The 18590-nt window shown below is 51.8% G+C and carries 13 protein-coding genes, 1 tRNA gene and 1 pseudogene; 8 read left to right on the forward strand and 7 right to left on the reverse strand.

What is annotated here, in order from left to right:
* The first annotated feature begins 160 nt into the window (after positions 1 to 160).
* The 7 genes from AC07Y9_RS07790 to AC07Y9_RS07820 all read left to right on the forward strand — a co-directional run bounded on the left by AC07Y9_RS07790 (position 161) and on the right by AC07Y9_RS07820 (position 7212).
* Entirely contained in the window at positions 161 to 982 is an 822-nt protein-coding gene (locus AC07Y9_RS07790; RefSeq protein WP_097134197.1) for an FkbM family methyltransferase, read from the forward strand.
* A 77-nt stretch (positions 983 to 1059) separates the two neighbouring features.
* Positions 1060 to 1135: transfer RNA gene (locus tag AC07Y9_RS07795), tRNA-Thr, on the forward strand.
* Between the two features lie 164 nt (positions 1136 to 1299).
* A complete protein-coding gene (locus AC07Y9_RS07800; RefSeq protein ID WP_102680696.1) occupies positions 1300 to 2628 on the forward strand; it encodes a tyrosine-type recombinase/integrase in 1329 nt (442 codons plus the stop codon).
* Between the two features lie 900 nt (positions 2629 to 3528).
* Complete coding sequence (locus AC07Y9_RS07805; protein WP_102680697.1) at positions 3529 to 4509, forward strand: integrase domain-containing protein; 981 nt, start codon at positions 3529 to 3531, stop codon at positions 4507 to 4509.
* A complete protein-coding gene (locus AC07Y9_RS07810) occupies positions 4506 to 4781 on the forward strand; it encodes a hypothetical protein (protein WP_102680698.1) in 276 nt (91 codons plus the stop codon). Before AC07Y9_RS07805 ends, AC07Y9_RS07810 begins: the two co-directional genes overlap by 4 nt.
* Positions 4782 to 4906: 125 nt before the next feature.
* Complete coding sequence (locus tag AC07Y9_RS07815) at positions 4907 to 5650, forward strand: hypothetical protein (RefSeq protein WP_102680699.1); 744 nt, start codon at positions 4907 to 4909, stop codon at positions 5648 to 5650.
* Between the two features lie 527 nt (positions 5651 to 6177).
* A complete protein-coding gene (locus tag AC07Y9_RS07820; protein WP_146021794.1) occupies positions 6178 to 7212 on the forward strand; it encodes a hypothetical protein in 1035 nt (344 codons plus the stop codon).
* Positions 7213 to 7400: 188 nt separating this feature from the next.
* Here the strand turns inward: AC07Y9_RS07820 and AC07Y9_RS07825 are convergent.
* From AC07Y9_RS07825 to AC07Y9_RS07855, 7 genes and pseudogenes are all read right to left on the reverse strand, one after another.
* Positions 7401 to 7610 (reverse strand): annotated as a pseudogene (locus AC07Y9_RS07825) (hypothetical protein).
* Between the two features lie 191 nt (positions 7611 to 7801).
* Positions 7802 to 8677, reverse strand: coding sequence for a hypothetical protein (locus AC07Y9_RS07830; protein WP_178085542.1), 876 nt, complete (start codon positions 8675 to 8677; stop codon positions 7802 to 7804).
* A gap of 117 nt (positions 8678 to 8794) precedes the next feature.
* Positions 8795 to 9457, reverse strand: coding sequence for a hypothetical protein (locus AC07Y9_RS07835; protein WP_146021867.1), 663 nt, complete (start codon positions 9455 to 9457; stop codon positions 8795 to 8797).
* A 373-nt stretch (positions 9458 to 9830) separates the two neighbouring features.
* Positions 9831 to 10976 carry a hypothetical protein gene (locus AC07Y9_RS07840; RefSeq protein WP_146021796.1) on the reverse strand — a complete coding sequence of 382 codons (1146 nt, stop codon included), beginning with the start codon at positions 10974 to 10976 and terminating at the stop codon, positions 9831 to 9833.
* The gene (locus tag AC07Y9_RS07845) at positions 10973 to 12181 is read right to left on the reverse strand and encodes a S1 family serine peptidase (protein ID WP_146021797.1); all 1209 of its coding nucleotides are present in this window, start codon (positions 12179 to 12181) and stop codon (positions 10973 to 10975) included. Before AC07Y9_RS07845 ends, AC07Y9_RS07840 begins: the two co-directional genes overlap by 4 nt.
* Before the next feature lie 432 nt (positions 12182 to 12613).
* On the reverse strand, positions 12614 to 15841 hold the full coding sequence (locus AC07Y9_RS07850) for a hypothetical protein (protein ID WP_102680703.1): 3228 nt from the start codon (positions 15839 to 15841) through the stop codon (positions 12614 to 12616).
* A gap of 185 nt (positions 15842 to 16026) precedes the next feature.
* On the reverse strand, positions 16027 to 16740 hold the full coding sequence (locus AC07Y9_RS07855) for a hypothetical protein (protein WP_102680704.1): 714 nt from the start codon (positions 16738 to 16740) through the stop codon (positions 16027 to 16029).
* Positions 16741 to 17565: 825 nt separating this feature from the next.
* Between AC07Y9_RS07855 and AC07Y9_RS07860 the strand changes: the two genes are divergently transcribed.
* On the forward strand, positions 17566 to 18549 hold the full coding sequence (locus AC07Y9_RS07860) for a helix-turn-helix domain-containing protein (RefSeq protein WP_102680706.1): 984 nt from the start codon (positions 17566 to 17568) through the stop codon (positions 18547 to 18549).
* Positions 18550 to 18590: the final 41 nt, after the last annotated feature.

Here is an 18590-nt window from a genome sequence, read left to right on the forward strand (position 1 = left end):
GCCATCGATTGTGCATAAGCGTCAATGCCAAAGGACATAACAGCCGAAAACCGGCACCACAGGCGCGGCAAATTGCGCCGGTCGGCGACGCTTGTTATACAGACGCAGGCGCTCGCGGGCGCGTCCGATCCAGAACCTTTGTGATTGACGGGAAAAGACAGTGACGTTCATTTCTTATGCACAAAATTTCGAAGACATCCGCCTGTGGCGCGCGCTCAAACACGTTGAAAACGGCTTCTACATCGACGTCGGCGCCAACCACCCCACTGCCGACTCGGTGACCCGCGCCTTCTACGATCGCGGCTGGCGCGGCATCAACGTCGAACCGGTGCCGAGCTATTACCACGCCCTGTGCCAGGAGCGGCCCAGGGACACCAACCTGCAATGCGCCGCCGGCGACAATGCCGAGGCCCTGACCTTCTACGGCATCGCCGATACCGGCCTGTCCACCCTCGACCCCGCCATCGCCCAGCAACACAAGGACGCCGGCATGCCGGTGCAGACCCAGATCGTCAGCTCACGCACCCTGAGCGACATCTGCGAGGCCCATGTCGGCGGCCCCATCCATTTCCTCAAGATCGACGTCGAAGGCCACGAAGAAACCGTGCTGCGCAGCATGGACTTCAACCGCTGGCGACCGTGGATCCTGCTGATCGAAACCCCATGGAACCGCGACCAGGCCTGGGAAACCCTGGTTACCGGCGCGGGCTACCACCCGGTGGTGTTCGACGGCATCAACACCTTCTACCTGGCCGAAGAACACCTGAACCTCAAGGGCGCCTTCGACATCCCGCCGTGCAACCTCGACGAATTCCAGTTCAACCCCGGCCACCGCTTCGTCGCCCCCGCCACCGACCTGGAACAGGCCCTGATCGCCGAACGCCAACGCGCCGACCGCGCCGAAGCTGCACTCCACGCCCTGCGCAACAGCCGCTCGTGGCGCGCCCTCGAAAAACTCAAGAAAGTGCTGGTGCGCGGCTAGAGCCCGGCACAAAGCAAAAATAGTCAGATTTCAGGGGTTTACAGAACCTCGCCAATCGCTATAATCGTCGCCCACACGCCGGTATAGCTCAGTTGGTAGAGCAACTGACTTGTAATCAGTAGGTCCCGGGTTCGACTCCTGGTGCCGGCACCACATTAGGCTCCATTGCATTCCACCGAATGCTCTGGAAGCCCCGAAAACCCGCCATTTGGCGGGTTTTTTCGTTCCAGGACCCTCTGTCGGGATCCAACAAAATCCCCCTTCCCCGAGGGTATGTTAGGGGTACTGCGATTTTCCGGTCAGGAGCGCGTACCCCTATGCCACGTCTAGCGATCCCCCTCAGCGACCTGCAATGCCGCACAGCCAAAACCCGCGAACGCGCCTACAAACTGTTCGACGGCGGCGGCATGTACCTTTTCGTCAAACCCAATGGCGTGAAGACCTGGCGCTTGAAGTACACCAAACCCAGCGGCAAGGAAGGGACGCTCATCATCGGCAATTACCCCATCGTTACCCTTTCCGTCGCACGACGTAAGCGAGACGAAGCCAAGGCGTTGCTGCTCGACAACCTCGACCCAATGGAAGAAAAGAAGAAGGCCAAGATCGTAGCCCAGCGGGCGGCACTGCTTTTCGAAACCGTCGCCCTGGAGTGGCACGCTGATATGTCCCGCCGCTGGACCGAAGGCCACGCGAAAACCGTAATGAGCCGACTGCGCACCCACGTCTTCCCGCTAATCGGCCAACGACCCATCGCTGAACTCGATACCCACGACCTGCTAGAGATCACCCAGCGCATTAAGGAACGCGGCACCATGGATGTGGCGTTAAGGGTACAGAACTACTTATCCACCATCATGCGCGGGGCCAAAAGGGCTCGGCAGATCACCATGAATCCTGCACTGGATCTGGCAGGCTCGATTCACGCGCCGCGCACAGTCCATCGCCCGGCCCTTTCCCTCAACCGCCTACCCGAACTGCTACACCGTATCGACAACTACAACGGCCGCGAGCTGACGCGCCTTGCCGTCCTGCTCACGCTACATGTATTCGTCCGCTCCAGCGAACTGCGCTTCGCTCGATGGAGTGAGTTCGACTTCCAACGCGCCATGTGGGAAATCCCCGATACGCGCGCACCGATTGAAGGGGTACGCAACTCCACACGCGGGACCAAGATGAACGGCGACATTCAAATGGTTCCGCTATCGCCGCAGGTCATCGAAATACTGGAGCGCCTGCGCAGCCTCAGTCGCTTTTCAGAGTTAGTGCTACCGGGCGACCACAAGTACTGGAAGCCCATGTCCGAGAACACGGTGAACACCATGCTCCGCAACGTCGGCTATGACACCAGCAAGGACGTGTGCGGCCACGGCTTCAGGACCATGGCCTGTAGCGCCCTACTGGAGTCCGGGTTATGGACCGACGCAGCCATCGAAAGACAAATGAGCCACAAGGAACGCAACCGCGTGCGCGCCGCGTATATCCACAAGGCCGAATTCCTCGAACAGCGCAGGCTGATCATGGCGTGGTGGAGTAACTACATCGACGCCAACCGCCATGGGCATGTGACGCCCCACGAATTCGCTCACCCGGTCGGCGACAACATTACCGCCCTACAAAATAACCGTGGCGCATCCAAACGTGGGTAAGCCAATAAGATCACCGCAGTCCGCCTTCCACGCGGGTCCATCCAAGCGGGGCTGCAAAGCCGCCCTGCTTGGATGGACCTCATGTAAAAAATCTAAAGCCCACGCAAATTATCTGTGGAAAACCATAGATTTCCACCGGTGGATAATTTCATCCACAGCCGCAGAGTTCCCGAAAATTCGAGCCTTGACCCAAATTATCCACAGGCGTAGAAAAGATCGGGCAAAGCGCTGTCGTTGACAGCAACCCAGGTAGCCAGAACCTTTAAGGCTACGCCACGTGGTGGTTCTCCCAAAGTGCGATTAGCGTCTGGCGGCTCGCACGGTCACAGCGATGTGATGGATGCCTACTTCTACCAGAGTGCCACTGCGGCAACTCATCCCCCTTTATAGCTGCCCTGCAGCAACCTATCCGCTTGGCCATTTCATTGCGCCAACCTGCGCCCGTCTCTTTCTTCCGGAAAGAGACGGGCGCTCCTACCGCTGCTGCAGCCCAACTCGTACAAGGCTTTGCGGCATTCCCCCTCGTGACAATCGGCGTGACAAACACCGAAGTCACCGGCAACAGCGATGCAGATGATGGTGCCGCAGCCCACGGAATGGACCGCACCTGACTGACAGTCAGGCATGCCCCGGTCATCGCATCACTGCCTTCACCCGACTCAGGATCTCGCGGTGCTGGTCTCGTCAACCAGTGCAGCCTCCACCCGCCCACTTCCTCGGAAGTGCTCAGGAGGCCAGATCATGAGATGCCCAAGCTCCCGGTCGTAAAGAGCCGCCAGTCCCGCGTTAGTGGACAACCCTCACAGGTCGCAGGGGCCTTGATCCCTGATAACACTCAACATTCTTGGCGGGATGACGTGGGGAAAGCTTCAAAGATTTGGCTTCGACAGGAGTTTGATCATGGCACTGGTAGGTAAACGTGACGGGCGCAATTTTGGCTATGGCCGGCAACTGAGTTATGCCGGGCCACAGGCGCTACGCGATCTGTTTGGCGGCGGGCATTACGGGACGGTCAAAGCACACAGTGATCGTTGGCTGGCGTTTGTACGCTGGTGTCGGTCGGAGGATGGCCCGGGAATTAATGACGCACGGCAGATTGATCGGCAGACCCTGCTGGATTACGCGGAGCATCTGCGTCACCTGGTTGAGCGCAGCGATCTCGCCATCACCACTGCGCAAAACCGATTGTCCAGCGTCAATCGGACCCTTGCAGCGCTTCGCGGTGATCAGTATGTGAAAGTACCGAGTCCGAGCAAGGCGCTAGGAATGCGGCGCACCAGTGTTCGTCGTTCGGTGCCGCAAGGCCAAGACCGCGAACATGTGAAGAGGGTCGTAGAGGTGCTTTGCGCACACCAGCAGCCGCGTGCCGCGGCCATCGCTCAGTTAGCGCGAGCCACCGGCATGCGCTTACGTGAGGCCATTTTGGCCGACCTTCCGCGCTTAAAACGTGAGGCCGAACAATACGGCAAGATCAACATCCAGGATGGCACCAAGGGGGGCCGCTCAGGTGCCTCGGCACCTCGCTGGATCAGGGCGGATGATCATATTCGCGAGGCGCTGAGATTCGCCGAACAGGTCTCACCCGATGGTAGCCGCAACCTACTTGCACCGAACGAAACCTACCTCGATTTCCAACGGGGAATCGTCCGTCCTGCACGGGACATCCTCCATCAGTACAACCTCAAAGGCTTCCACGAATTGCGGGCAGCCTATGCGTGCGAACGCTATGAGCAAATCACCCACCATCCTGCCCCCATCAACGGTGGCCATTGCTATCAACTCGACCGACGTCTCGATCAGGAAGCCCGAGTACAAATCAGCTATGAGCTGGGGCACAACCGTATCGTCGTGGTGGCCGCTTACATTGGTGGTCTCGCATGAGCACGGTATTCGATATGGATCTGTTCCTGACGGGCGTCCTGACCGGGTCTCATACCACGCGCCAACGCCACCTGCGCCAGGCGAAGGCCATCCAAACAGCGATCGCTGAGCGCTGGCAACGCGACAATCCATGGACTTGGCAGAGAAAACACCTTGCGTGGTTTTTGAACCACCATCTAAACCAGCACACTCAATCGACGCGCTATTACTATTTGCTGACCATGCAATTACTCACTCATCGCTTAGGAAAATCCTGGCAGTTCAACATCTAAACGAAGGTCAGAAAACGGCCAAATGCGGACGCTCACCAGCTCATCCCCTCTGGGCACAGCCCTTTCAATCGACCGGTTATTCCTGCGATCCTTGCCTTTGCATCATCGTATTCCGAAGGAATCTCATGACAACCGAAAGCGACAAATATATCCGAATCAAGGCTCAGATCGAGCAAGCCTACAAGCAAACCGTGCGAATCAGTCGCAACCAACGCAAGACCAATAGAAACTACCGTCTTGAAACCCAATATTTTTGGTTCGCTATGATAAGCCCGTCAGTTGTGGCGGTATTACTGGCCATACTTGGCAAATCCATCGTCGCCCACTGGCTGTTCAACGTAAGTTGGGTGCTGATTGCCATGTCTTATCTGGCCTTGTTCCTCTATCCTTTTGTGGGTGTGTTGCTGTACCGCCATTCGTTAAAAAAAGTGATTTCTGCTCCGTTTGCCAGCCTTTTGGAGTGGAACGTTAAAACGGTAATGCAAATCGACGCACAGTATTTGCCCGAACTCGCAGCACTTTCTCGTGAGACTCTCAAACTTGGCGCGCTCGAACTCAAAAGCGAGCGCAGCGGATTCGAAAAGCGCACCTACATGGTAGTCGGTGCGTTGGAAAAAGTTGGGGTTTTTCCTGGCTTCCTTGCCCTATTTATCGGTATTTCGACACTCATTAAAACTCTCGACGGCGCAGGCATCAGCGCACGTATGGATTGGGTATTTGCCGTAGCAGTGGCGAACGTCTTTTTCTTCTTCATGTGTGGCTACGTGCAAATGATGCTTGTGCAATATGATCGTATGATCGCGCTCACTGAATTGGCGATAGAGCTCAAAAAAGAACGTCTTGAATCCGACAAGGCGGCAACGCGCTAGATAACGCTTCCTACCTCCATTACTAAATGCAGGGCGTGAGTTGCAGCTGTACCAGGCGACATTTCTCATGGTCCATGAAGCCTGCCATTCGGCGACTTTACGAATTCGCCTTCACTCACAGGCAGCAGTCGGCCAGAAGCGGGCAGTCATGAATGGCGGATTTCGGTCATAGCAGCCGTTTGCCAACTTTCCTACAGCTGCTGCTACCATCGTGCGTATAAGAGCAGATAGGCTACCTTAGGCATCGTTTTAGCTCCAATTATGAGCACGGCCATTGCCATATCTGACTTACTCCGAAAGGGGATCGGTAAACGCAACAAGCGAATCATTACTGGCGGATAATAAATTAGGGGTGGGCTGTGGCTTTAAAACAAGTTACTCAAGAAAAACTTTTTGCTGAAGCTATCCGCAGTTAGAATGCCACGTTCGGTGGCGTAAGTGGAATAGATCTGGCCCAGCGGTTGCGTGTCTCGCACCAAATGGTTATGCAGTTGATCGAATCATGGGTTGATGCTGGCAGAGGAACCATGAATGCAAATGTAGAGCTTAGCTTAGTTAGCCTCCCGACTCCAAACTCTGGTGGAGAGCTCACATTTACTCCTGTCATAACTCATATATTTTTTCCCAGCCGGAAAGAATTGACGGAATATTTTTACAGTAGTGAGCACGCTCGTTCTAATCCTTCCGAATACAAAAAGCGTCTCATGTGTGGAGAGCATCAACTAGCGTTGTGCTTTTTTTCGGAAGAAGTGCTTGGACGATACTTCAGCCATCTAGACTGGTACGAAGTTGATGACTCGTCGGCAGGAGGACACATATGGACCAAATCGAGTTCTCCCGATGAAAGATATATCGACGTACGGTTTGGAAAGGGTAAATCAGAAGATGGAAAAACCTTTGTCACAGCTATCTACAAGGACTTGTACGCCTTGTCAGATGCCGAGCAGCGCCACTGGCACGCACATGAAATTGCCCGCCCGACACTCGATCCCAGCGATGAAAATTTTAAACTGTTTGCAGCTCGGACATATGATGGCGCCTGGGTAGAGTTCCCCAAGCCAATTCAAAAGCTTCAAGGTGCTATTATTAGGTTAAATACTATTTTTAGTCCTGATGAACTTTTCGGGCGTGTTGATAACGAGCACTTGCGAATGCCTGTTGAAAATACCAATAAGGCACTTGCTGATAGCTGCAGTGAGCTATATAAAATTGTCGGGCCTGACTCACTGAAGGCTAACCCCATCAAAACCTTGTTGCAATCCGCGCTTGGAAAGCACGAGCCAGATTTTATTCATGCCAGTACAAGACCTCTTAGTGCGTTGCAGCTCCTCGAACTTGCCGAGGTGGAGCTAAAACTTTCCATCAGGCTTTCAGTTGCCATTAAAGCAGTGGCCAAGCACCGTGTAGATGCCGATCATAAAATTTTGACTACAAGTTCTAGTGACGCAAACTATGGCGACGAGTTCATTTCTCTTTGCAATCAGGTCACTCAATCGGCAAACGCTTTCGCAGAGGCAGTCGAGAGCATGAAATTAGATAGCGATGGCATTAAGCAAAATTAGACCAGTTGCCTATAGCAACGGACGCGTATCGACAGTCAAGCAGACGGCTGACACGAGTCACCTGTCATTAGCAATGCTCGTGTCGAATGTTTGAAGCCTGCCTAAAGCGGTCAGTCAAAAAAATGTGCTTACTGACTGCCTTTGGCCGAGAGCTGCCCGCCGGGAACGGCAGCTTTTGTTGATAGCGGTCACTCAGGCGTCATCATCACTGCGAGTGTCATCTTGATGAACTCCTCGTTGCGGTCGATTGCGACCAGGGCACCCCTGATGTTGTCGGCCATCTCGGCAGAGCCGCGCTGCTCAACTTAATTTGATAATTCCAGGATGGCGGCCTCGAGGGCGAGCTGGTGTTCATTGATCTTGTAGAGCAGGGAAGGGAGCAGGTCAGAGTGCGGCATGGCATTCCTCCGTCGATAGGAAGAAACGGAGCAGTAAGAGAAGGTGTGATCGTTCGGCAGGACGCCGGAGATGGCCCGAAAATGTGTGGGGACTTTTCGCGGTCTGGCTCCGATAGGCACCGTTTGAAGCAAGCGTCAACGGAAGAGGCAATAAACCCCGAACCTTGGTGCCCATTTTCAAGCTGTCAAGCTTATGTGCGTGAGTTAGCACGTTGAGCCTGCAAGGTGGCTACACGAGCAGAAAGCTCCCTTTCTAGCTGTAGATGGCCTTCTCCATTATTCAGATATCGTATATACCGGTGATGAGCGATATCGAAGGGAATGTCAGCAGGATTTTGGGTAATTAGAATTACTTCTTTTCCGAAGCTGTGTGCAATTCCCATCTCGTAAAAAACATTGGCGTTTCTTGATGAACAATCACAAATGACGATGGCAGATCGATCAATGAGTGACACAATGTCTTGAATAATTGCATGGTGCTCCCAGAAATTATCTGCTCTACCAGATCGCATCCCATTCGCTATAGCGACACGTTGAATTGTGTTCCAGGTGCCATCGAAACCCGCGAAAGGCATCATTGCAGAGAGCAGGTCGTTATCAACGGTTTGCGACTGCTCCAAGCTGAAAACGCTGGGTGTGCGCGTCTGTTGGTTACGTTGAGTAAGCAGCAGGTGGAATAGGTCGATGTCTTTTACGGCCCAGTGGGTTCTAGAAAATGACGGTGGACCGTAACGTGTTGCTTGAACGCCAAGCGATGGCGCCAGCCGAATAAGCTCTGCTTGGGGGATGGGGGGAATTGCAGGATCGAAGAAATACTCAAGGGATATTTCATCGCCTCCGATTTTTCGCACCTCTACTATTCGCCCCACCCTTGCCATTTGTAGCTCAGTACGATCGGTTTCTTCTGCGAACAATGTAGGTAGTCGTAGCAGCTTGTCGAAATCGACTGACTGATTGCTGGTAAATAGTTGTTGAATTTGAGGTTCCGTGTATTCGAACACACGACTCGCCCAGAAAATGTCGCGATTCGCAGACCATGGGGATGATTTGACCAAAAGGTTGAACATCAATCCGTCTCCTTGTGGAACTCGATGCTGTCATTGTGCTGGTGTCGCCGGGCCACATCAATCCATGCCAGCCGTAATGAACGCTGAGTACCTGTGATGTACAGCAATGAGCTGTAACTAGGGGGCCTTGAGCGTCGTGACTGCTTTAGTTTCAGGGCTTGCTGACGAACTGGCAAGCGCGGTAGTAAGGGCTTCGTACCCAATGGTCATAAAAAGTGCCATTAAAAATGCCCCCGCTGCTCCCATTGTCCATTCGGAGACTGCTTTGGCTTCTTGAAATTTTTTCTCTCCATCGCGAGCGCGATTCCACTCGTGCTTAAGCAGATCTCTCGAGGCAGAAGTCAAGAGCTTAATATCCTCATAAACGTCGGCAAATTTCCTGCTTTCAAACTTGATATATATATTTTCGATGAGAGTAAGGAATTTTTCGTTTCTTTCAAAATCTTCTGGCTTTTTTTCCTTGTTATTAATTCTAAGGAGGATGCTTATCCTGGCTTGGAGCATCTCGGTATAAAGCTCACTGTGATCCAGTTTTTTCTCCATGAACTTTGTCGGAGCATACATCATCCCTGCGTTGTCTTTTGTTATGTGTTCGATTAATGAGTCTATGCAAGAAATATATTTTGAAATTTCATCTCTGAGGCTATTGATCCAATTTTGTCTAAACTCTGAAACTTTTGATTCCTTTGTTGAAATGAATCCAGCATAGGCAATAGCTCCTGCGATCAAGGCTGCTGAGACAACGCCAATGGGTACAAAGATATTTTCCGGAAAAGCCATTTCCTACACCGTCGCAGTAGATTGGTGGTGCAGGTTATTCAGGTTGGGCGCCTCAGTCTACTGTGCTGCACCCGCATCACTCTTGTCGTACCACTTTTTGTACCAATCCAGCGTTTTTCAGGGGGATTTAGGGGGCTGATTACCCCCTGAAACCCTTTAAAACCCTCAGACCAAAAACGCCAGCTAATCCGCACAGGCATACATCCGAGGAGTCAGCCTATGATGGTTTTAGGTTTGACCGTCAGGCCATCGAGTACCCCGTGATGCCGTCATAATTAAATGTCACGTCTACCCGATGAATGGCAGTTATCGACCCATTGCGGAAGCTCGAGACGAGCCCTCCGGGGGAGGGCTGTACTTCAAAGGATAAAGGTTACTTGTCCTCGTCCTTTGTGTTGCCAACCCTTTTGTCTGCATAATCTTTAGCTTTTTTCTTGATCGGGTCTCTTTGAGTTTCTATAGCATCTAACAAGTCTGATGTGATCATCTTGTCAGGGCCTTCAGAGATAGAGAGGCTAATTTGCTGAAATGCTTCATCTTTAGGTGCTGTAAACATTGCCCAGTAGTCATAGAGTTTATTGATATCATAGTAGCCTCCAGCTTTTATGTGCTGGATTTCGATAGGCTGTATATGACTTCCAAGTGTTGTAATAATAGTTAGCTTTCTCTCTGGCTTATTGGTTGTCCATTTGTGGAGGGAGTTGGGGTAGAAGAGATTTTGAGGCACGGCAGCAAAAGTGTTTACTTCAGAGTCTGGAGTCACAACTATGTGCATCTCGTATACAAGAGATGGGGCGCCAACAAGGCCTTTAAATGGCATATCCTTATCTTTACTTTCAATTGTTGGAACTTTTGACTGGTAGGCAAGCAGGTTTTCTCTACTTGCGCCTACCTCGCTCACAAAGTCGTCAAGGGCCTTGGTGTCAGCATCATTTTTGTAGTTGCCGGAGATCAAAAGAACACAAAGATCATTCTCAGATGCTTGGAGAATTGCTATGTTTTCCTTATCAAATTGCTCCCCAAATCTCTTTTTTTTGTCATCTATCAGTTTTTCTAGGCTTTCATCCTTATTTGTATGTTTGCGATCTTGCTTGAGGTACCAACTCGTTAGCTTTGTGATCTCGCTATCAACGAATTGTTGTTTTTTCAAGGCCTTCAAATCGCCATCTTCCTTGGGCGGCCATGCAGCAGGCAGAGTATTGTAGGCTAGAAGTGCCGAACCTTTCACTGTAACATCAGCCTTGAGATACGCATTGTATTCTTTTACCTTGTCAAATCCGTAATCAATGGTTTTTTCGACAAGCGTAGGAAGGAGAAGAGCAACTAAAGCTCCTGATTCAGCTGTTTTTGCCTTGTAGTTACAAGAGTACCCGCGCTTGACGAATACTTTTGTTTTGGCCATTGCTGGGTCTTTGTCGATCTCGTCGTAATTTGCCGGCCCAGTATAAAAAACATCAGAGGTCGGTGCTCCAGAGCATCCAGAAATTAAAGCAGTAACTGCTATTATCCATTTTTTCATTTTGGCAAGTCCTCGGCAGTTATAAGCTTTGCGTAATTGACATTCTTACTCGTAACTTCGCACTTATTAGGTTCGCCGTTGGCTCCAGAGTGAATTCCTATAAGAACAATTTTGTCTTTTTTTTGATCGTATCTGTATATCGGCGCCCCGGAGAACCCCCTCACAGTACTGCATGTGTGAATGATGCAGTTGGCGTTATCTTTCACCAGACTCATACAGAAACCTTGGTTATATGGGCTCCACATTACCAGGTCGTTATATCTGAGCTTTGCGTGATCCGCGGAAACAGGTTCGTTCGAGTACGGCGACTCTGGTTCAAATATGCTGGCAAGCTTTGCGCCATATGGAATGCCCGGGATGAAAATTGGATTATCCCATTTGATTTCTACCCCTTTAGGAAGTATTGTTGGAAACTCAGCAGATGGCGGCGTTTCGGCGTACAGATACGCTATATCGCAGGGTTCATGCTCGCATTTGGCAGCGACAGCTTTAGTGATTTTCACTTTCTTGTTTTCAACGACAATGCGCAATATATCTAGATTCCAGTCAACGTCATCTAGGCAGTGCTTTGCCGTAACCCAAAGACCGCTTCGTACAACAGATACATCACAGCGATGAATATCCAATGTGGTTACGAGTGAGGAGAGACTGGAAAGTCCCCTGGTGTATGTTCTATCAATGCTTGCGTATGGTGTTATTTTGAGGGCCGCGTTGGATAGAGATGTAAAGCACTTGGCAATTAGAAGTTTTTGCAATCCATCGTTAAGCTCGCCTTTACATTCACCCGACTGTTTTAGTCTTTCCTCCTTAATTTCTGGGGGGATAACTACTCCTAACTTTTCGGCTTCCACTGCCCCAGTTTCACCGCGAATGGTCTGGTCAGTGACCCCGTTCCCCCCCCTGAATGGACTACCAGCGTTTCCGCTCTCTGACATTACTCCATAATTCGATCCTCGAATTCTTAAAACCATGTCGGGGTCACGGTCAAGTCGCTCAGTCACTATTCTGTCTGTGATATCCCTGCCTTCGCGAAGAGCGTTGCCATAGACATAGAGTTGGCTCTCCCCGTGTGCCCTGAGAGATTTCGATTGAAGCCCATTCAAGGCTTTGATCTTCAGTTCTTGCTGATTGCTGTACTGGCCGACATCACCAGCGGATGCGGCGAGAGCTACCAAGGCCAACGTTAGCGGTATACACCTGACCATAATTAGCATCCTTGCCGTGAGTTGTATTCACTAATAGCTCACGCCAATAAGAACGTCCAGTTTTCTCAGGTTAGCAACAGATGATAGCTGTTAAGGTTTGGTTACCGGTTTTTGGCGTAAGCAATGCGTCGCAAGAATTTATTTTTCTTCGCATTTCTGGCCAATGCTCGAAGTCACAGGGCTAAACTCCAGCATCCAACAAATCATAGTAGTCTGCTTGGTCGGTGGGTTCGACTCAGATTGAACTCCAAAGCAGCAGTTCGCGAACGACCGCTAAGGCCGACTGCGGCCCTTCGTGGCAGGCAGCATTCGGCCAGGAGCGGATGCTCGAACCAATCTGACTTCAGCCGAATGCGTCATGCGTCGTTCGTCGCAAAGCAAGAAAGCCCCCACGGCGCAGTGGATGGGACATCTGGGGCAGTTGACTAACCCTTATCTGGCTTCAAATGAACGAATTTTCGCCAACGCACGGTTGATTGGAGGATTTTCCATGCTTACCGGAATAAGGACATCGTCGTCAGGCTGGATAGCCGAAATCTCCTGGTCGTTTTCATCAATCTCCCAGGCATGCATGACAACAACCCCAGAAGTTAACACATGGTTAACAAGCTTTCCTTCGGCATTCACCGTAGCAACATGACACTTCTTGTGCACTTCGTAATTTTTCAAAAATCTGTCTATATTTACAGAAGAGCTTGGTGTCATGGTGTGAATTCTAGAAAGTGCCGTTTGGACTTTCGAAGAGCCATCATCAGATCGATCAAGATTACTTGTAACAGCCACGCGATAATGCGCAGGATTCTGCTTGTTAATACCTCGTATCAATGCGATGCGCAACACATTATTGGGATCTTTGTCTCCGATAGTTTTTGCGATGTTCTCGAATATCTTATGCCCAATAGCGGCATTCTCGAAGCCAAACATCAGCACTGGAGTTTCGCCTTCGCATGTTTGAAAGCCTAAACCCCTCCAACCGGCTTGATTCCACAGGTTCTCCTGGATGAGAGAAACTACTTTAAGCTCTCTATGCTTCATTGTTGAAAACTGAAACGGATGTTTTGGACGTTCCTCAGGCACATTAGATTTAGGGCGCCAATCCATAGGCTCTATATTGTGGTGCTCAAACCAAGTTACGCGCCGAGTTGGCTTGTGCAATTCGAAGGTAGCATCCTGATGAGACCCGATGCCTGGGACAGCATCACGTCCCATGAAATAGCTGTCCAATCCAATATTACAGTTGAAGACAACTGCTCGCTCCAGGGCTTTGTCGTCTCGAAGCATCTCTTCGATTTTCGACCAGCCAATTTGAGGGCAAATAATGGACACAAAGTGAAGGCAGAATTCACTGTAAAATTGCCTGATCGTATCTCGTTGTTCATCGGTCAAATTGGCAATGCTGAACGGCGAGCAGAGGATCTCAGCAGAGGTTACCTGCGCAGCGGTGTCGAAGCTGTGCTGCAGTATGAAGTCATCCTCATCGTCCAATAAGATATCAATATTCACGGCGGGCACTGTAGCCGCTGCATGATCTGCCATCATCGGTGCGCAGAAGCTCTCCAGTACAGCCAGCAATTGCTGCGCTAACTCAATGCATGGAGATTTCACCGGGAAGGACACAGACACCTTACAACCCAGGATATAGGAGCTTATGGTCGTCCAGCGATCCAGATAGAGGTCGAGCGGGGCCACCGGAGCGCCCATATCAATACTGCGCCACATGTTCATAAGGTGAAGGTCAATTGGCTCACCCTCAGGCCCCGCTTTATCTTCATGGCCTAAGCATACCAATAGCGCATCTGCACTGAGCCCTAGATCCAACTGATTCAGCTTGTCCGGCAGCCAGGCTATTCTTTCAACGTCCGAAAAATTGGCATTGAGAAATAGCTTACCAATCAGAACCTCATAATTCATTTTCTGATTTTCTGTCCACGGCTTTTCATCCACCGTTTGAGAGATCAGTTGAGCTAAGTGATACCAAGTCAAAGACTGACCCACGCGACCTAGTTGACCTTCAATCCACATGAGTCGTTGGTAAATAGCAGCTTGCTTAGCACTGCTTCGCTGTTCCTTCAGTGCGTCAGCGGTGACCACATAAGCTGCCATCAGCGCTGCTCCTCGCGCAGCCCAGAGCAGGCCCTGCTTATCGTATGCATGGGACAACATATAAAGGGCAGCGAAGACTTCCGTCTTGCTTTCACTGCTATACAGCCCATACAGGGATAACCCGAAGCACTTGATCGCCCTGTAGTAGTCCTTTTTATCGCTGCTCAGCGCTCCTCGCCTCAGGTACTTATCTGCCTTAATCCGGCTATTTTCCCGTGCACCGGCATCATCAATGAGCTTATCCATGAGATCTTCGTAGGCCTTGAGATCTCCAAAGGCCACATCGAGTGCTTCGAGCAAGTTGACGAGACGAGCCATAGGGTAGCCAATCAGCTTATGAGCACTATCAGCGATTTCGCTCAAAGACCGGAAGGTGTTATTGGCTTGCTCCTCATTTTCGGCAACCAGCAGATCTAGAAGCGCCAAAGAGGTCTTGGCTTGTAATGCGCCGCTTATCATATCCGCGTCGTCGGCTATCGAGTTCAATCTCTCTCGAATAGTGGCTTCTAGGGAATCCACATCAAGGGTGCACTTACCGTCTCGATGAGTGGTGACCACTAGATTGAACAACGTTACGACTTTCTCCCACACCTCAACGTTGTCGGTCTCTTGGGCCACGCCGAGCGCTTTCTCAAAGGTTTCCTCAAAGAGTTCGGCATTTTCCAGCCACCAGTACGCGGCCCATGTCAGCTGGTAAAGGGCATCGAAATGCTGCCTGTGGGTACCAAACTTTTTCGCTGTCCGCACAGCGATATTGAACTGATGCTCCACAGCAACGGCATCCCGTTCCAGCTCTTTGTAAATGATGGCCCGCTTGGTGTAGAGGTCGACCTGGGAGAGCGTCAGACGGCCCGGATCTTCAATCTGTTCGATCTGACGTTCGATCTCTGTGAGCTGAATTTGCTTGTCAGCGTCGAATGGGCCGATCTGAATCTTGCTTTCAATACTGCCTGTAAGACCTAGGTGATCGATGGCAAGGTGCTGATTCTTAGGCTGTAGCGTTTTATCAAGCAACCAGGTTCGATCGTAGATGGTCACTTTGACGCCATGCTTTTTCGAAAGGTCGTCCTGAAGCTGCGCCCTCAAGCTGTTCTTGATGAAGCGGCTGGAGACACAGAAGATCCGGACGTACCCACGCCCGGTCGACATGATACTCTCGACATCCTTCGTGCATTTCGTCTTCCAGTCTTTTTGGGTGCTGACCCCAAACGCCCATCGTTCGGACTCGGGGGCCTCATTTAGACCCCAGAAAAAGGCAATTTGGCTGGAGACAGGATACGTCTCGGTGTCAGTTTTACCGTCGCCACCTGCTGTAGGCCCGGTCTGGGGAACCAGGTTGGGGCAGATTTCTCGCTCGCAAATCTTCCGTACGAATGTCTCGAACTCAAGCTCTTGGCTTCGATTGTTCAGAGTCTCGAAGTGATACTCCAGCATGGAGCGGTCGATGGTTGATTCTTGTAGCTTCACAGAATCTGAGAACTGCTCCGGACGCCTCGCTCGCAGGAAGTCTTGCGGCTTAGGGCCAGCGATCTTGGTAGCCGATTGTTCCTTTTCCATCATCCACTCCTGAAATGATCAATTGCATCGCCCGGCTACGACCAACGCCTTGGCCTTAGTCAACAAAGGCTCGACGTCATCGTGATGGTCTGCGGTTCACGATGCTGCGGGACGTCCGCGCAGACTTGGTGCGCGGACGATCGTTCACAACAGCCATAGGCACCGAGGCTGATGGCTTGCCGAATTTATGGGGCCGGCCTCTCGGGCTGCCAAAAATTGCAGCTGAAGTTATTTAGGCCTCCGCCGTAGGGACTTGGCCTCACCGCGAACACCTCAGGCACCGCATCACCGTCGCCACCATCGCGGAAGAATTCCTTCATAGAGAAGAGCGCCTGAGCCTTCAAGCGCTCCCATTCTCGGAACAGACTATCTTCGAGATCCCTCGCTACCTGGGCCGCGCTGGGTTTACGCTTGGGCAGCGGCAGGGTATAGCTGGGCTGAGGGGAAAAATCGTAGACGAAAGTCAGCTCCCCGTGCTTCCAATCTGCAGCCTGGGACGCCCGCCAGCGGAACGGCACTCGCACCGATAGCCGCTTGCTGAGATGGAAAGGTGGCCTGATCTGATCATCAATGAAGAACAGCTCCCCCTCTTGGCGCTCTGTTTCGAGCCGCCCTTTCATTTGCTGCACAGCGTGAATGAGGTCACTGCCGGCATGTAGCGCATCCTGCCGAGTGCGTTCGCGCTTGGTATGGGCCTTGGCCTTGCTGTACTCAGCGATCGCTTGTTGGAACCCGTTGAGCTTGGTAGCCACATAAGGCCCACAATCACTCAGACCAAGGCCGTGAATCGGCCCTACGCGCTCTTCCTCCAAGCACTTGCGTATTGCTGACCGAAGCAACGTCTCATCGACGTCACTGATCGCAGCTTGCTGATCACTGGGCAAGTTAATGTACGACATGACCAAAACTATCCTTGTGTAATGGTAGCCTCGCTACAGCCTCATCTCAGCCCCGGGCCACTGGCAAGCCTTCGCCCGCGCCTATGGGAGATTGACTGTCCCATGACGGTAGGAAGCTCTTGAGGTTAATCGGGCGATGCTGTCACAAATGCTCAGATAGGCGCAATGCCAGCAGTGCTGGCTTCTGGAGGCAGATCGATCACATGCTGCAAAAAATTGAGCCTGAATCTCCCCCCTGCTTTTGTAGACGTCTTCAAGCTTCAAGGAAGGGCTGCTAACCCTGCGTAACTGTCCGCTTCTGGCCGTCTGCTGCCTGTCGCCACGGCAGCTTTTGGCGGATTCCTACCTATTCTCGACGGAGGGGATGATCAACAATGTTCGAATTCGGGAGGTTTACCATTCCGTATGCGGCTCTGAATTACTTGCAGACCGACAACGTGCTGACATCTAAAAAATCCCGAGTTCGATTCCACAGAACGCCATAACTAGCTGATTTGTTTATAGTTACTAGTTGGGGTACGCCGAATTTTCCAGCGAACTCCAGATGCCCGAAAAACCTACTCTCGCCGAAACATACCGTTCGTCTGGTGCCGGCACCATACAAGGTTGCAGAGAAGGCTTTCAAAATCTCTGGAACCCCCGAAAAACCCGCCTTCTGGCGGGTTTTTTCGTTTTGGGGTTCTGCAAAAGCGATGATCCTGTCGCTGAATCGAGCTGTTCTGTGCTGTCAATAACGCGACTTTGGCAAAAGTTTTACGCTAGTGTTTCCCTGCGGGCCAAGACGGTTTTCCCGTGCATTGCCTTTAAAAACAGGTGCGAACGCTTATGACGAATGCCACGCCATCCATCAAACTCAGCACTCTTCGGCAAATAGCCCCCTACCTGAGCATGCGTGGGGTGTCGCCGCTGGAGTTCTTTCGGCGTTACGGCATTTCCCCTCATGTTTTTCAAAACCCTGATGCCTGGGTGCCGCGAGCGGCCTGTTTTCATATAGCCAACGAAATGGCGGCTATCGCACAGGACCCCTTCGGCGGTGCCTGTGTGGGGCATCTGATCGAAGTACGCTCACTCGGTGCCTGGGGCGAGTTGATATTGGGCTCGACCAATCTCGCTCAGGCTTGCGCAACGGCGGCGGTCTATACCGACTTGCTGCATCAAGGAGGAGAGGTAGAAATCGTCACCGAAGGCCGTACAACGAAACTGATCCACCAATTTACCGGGCAGCACGGGGCTGATCCGAAGCAGGTCATTCTCGGCACTCTGGCGCTGCTGAGAAAAGTGCCGCTCATGTCCGGTGAGCCTGGCGCCATACGCGTGCATCTGCAAAACCCGAGGGAAAGAGGCGATGAGGCGCTTGAAGAATACCTGGGGCCGAATCTCGAAATGAACGCGCAGTACAACATGATCGAATTCGACCGTGAGCTGCTCGACACACCCCTGCAACCTGTTCGGGATGACGCCTGGAAAGTCACCGAAGCCTTAAGGTCGACAGCGCAAGCAGCGGGCGTACTTATGGAGCGGATATCGGATCAGGATCAATCCAAACTTACCGCTATCTCAAGAAACATCGGACTGTCTTCTCGAACGCTGCAGCGCCGTCTCAAGTATTGCGGCATCGACTTCGAAGATCTACGCGACGAGACGCGGCGCAGCGCAGCACTTCAACTCATAGCCAGCGGTAAATACACCGCGACCGAAATTGCCTACATGGTGGGTTACAGCGATCAAGCGCACTTTACTCGAGCCTTCAAACGCTGGACCGGGAACTCGCCGTCGCGCTACCGCTCGGCCTTGAAACATGATTATTAAAATTCAAGACAGCGTCTTCGCCTGACCACTTGCTCCCTCTC

Source organism: Pseudomonas sp. GW456-L12, assembly GCF_059424045.1.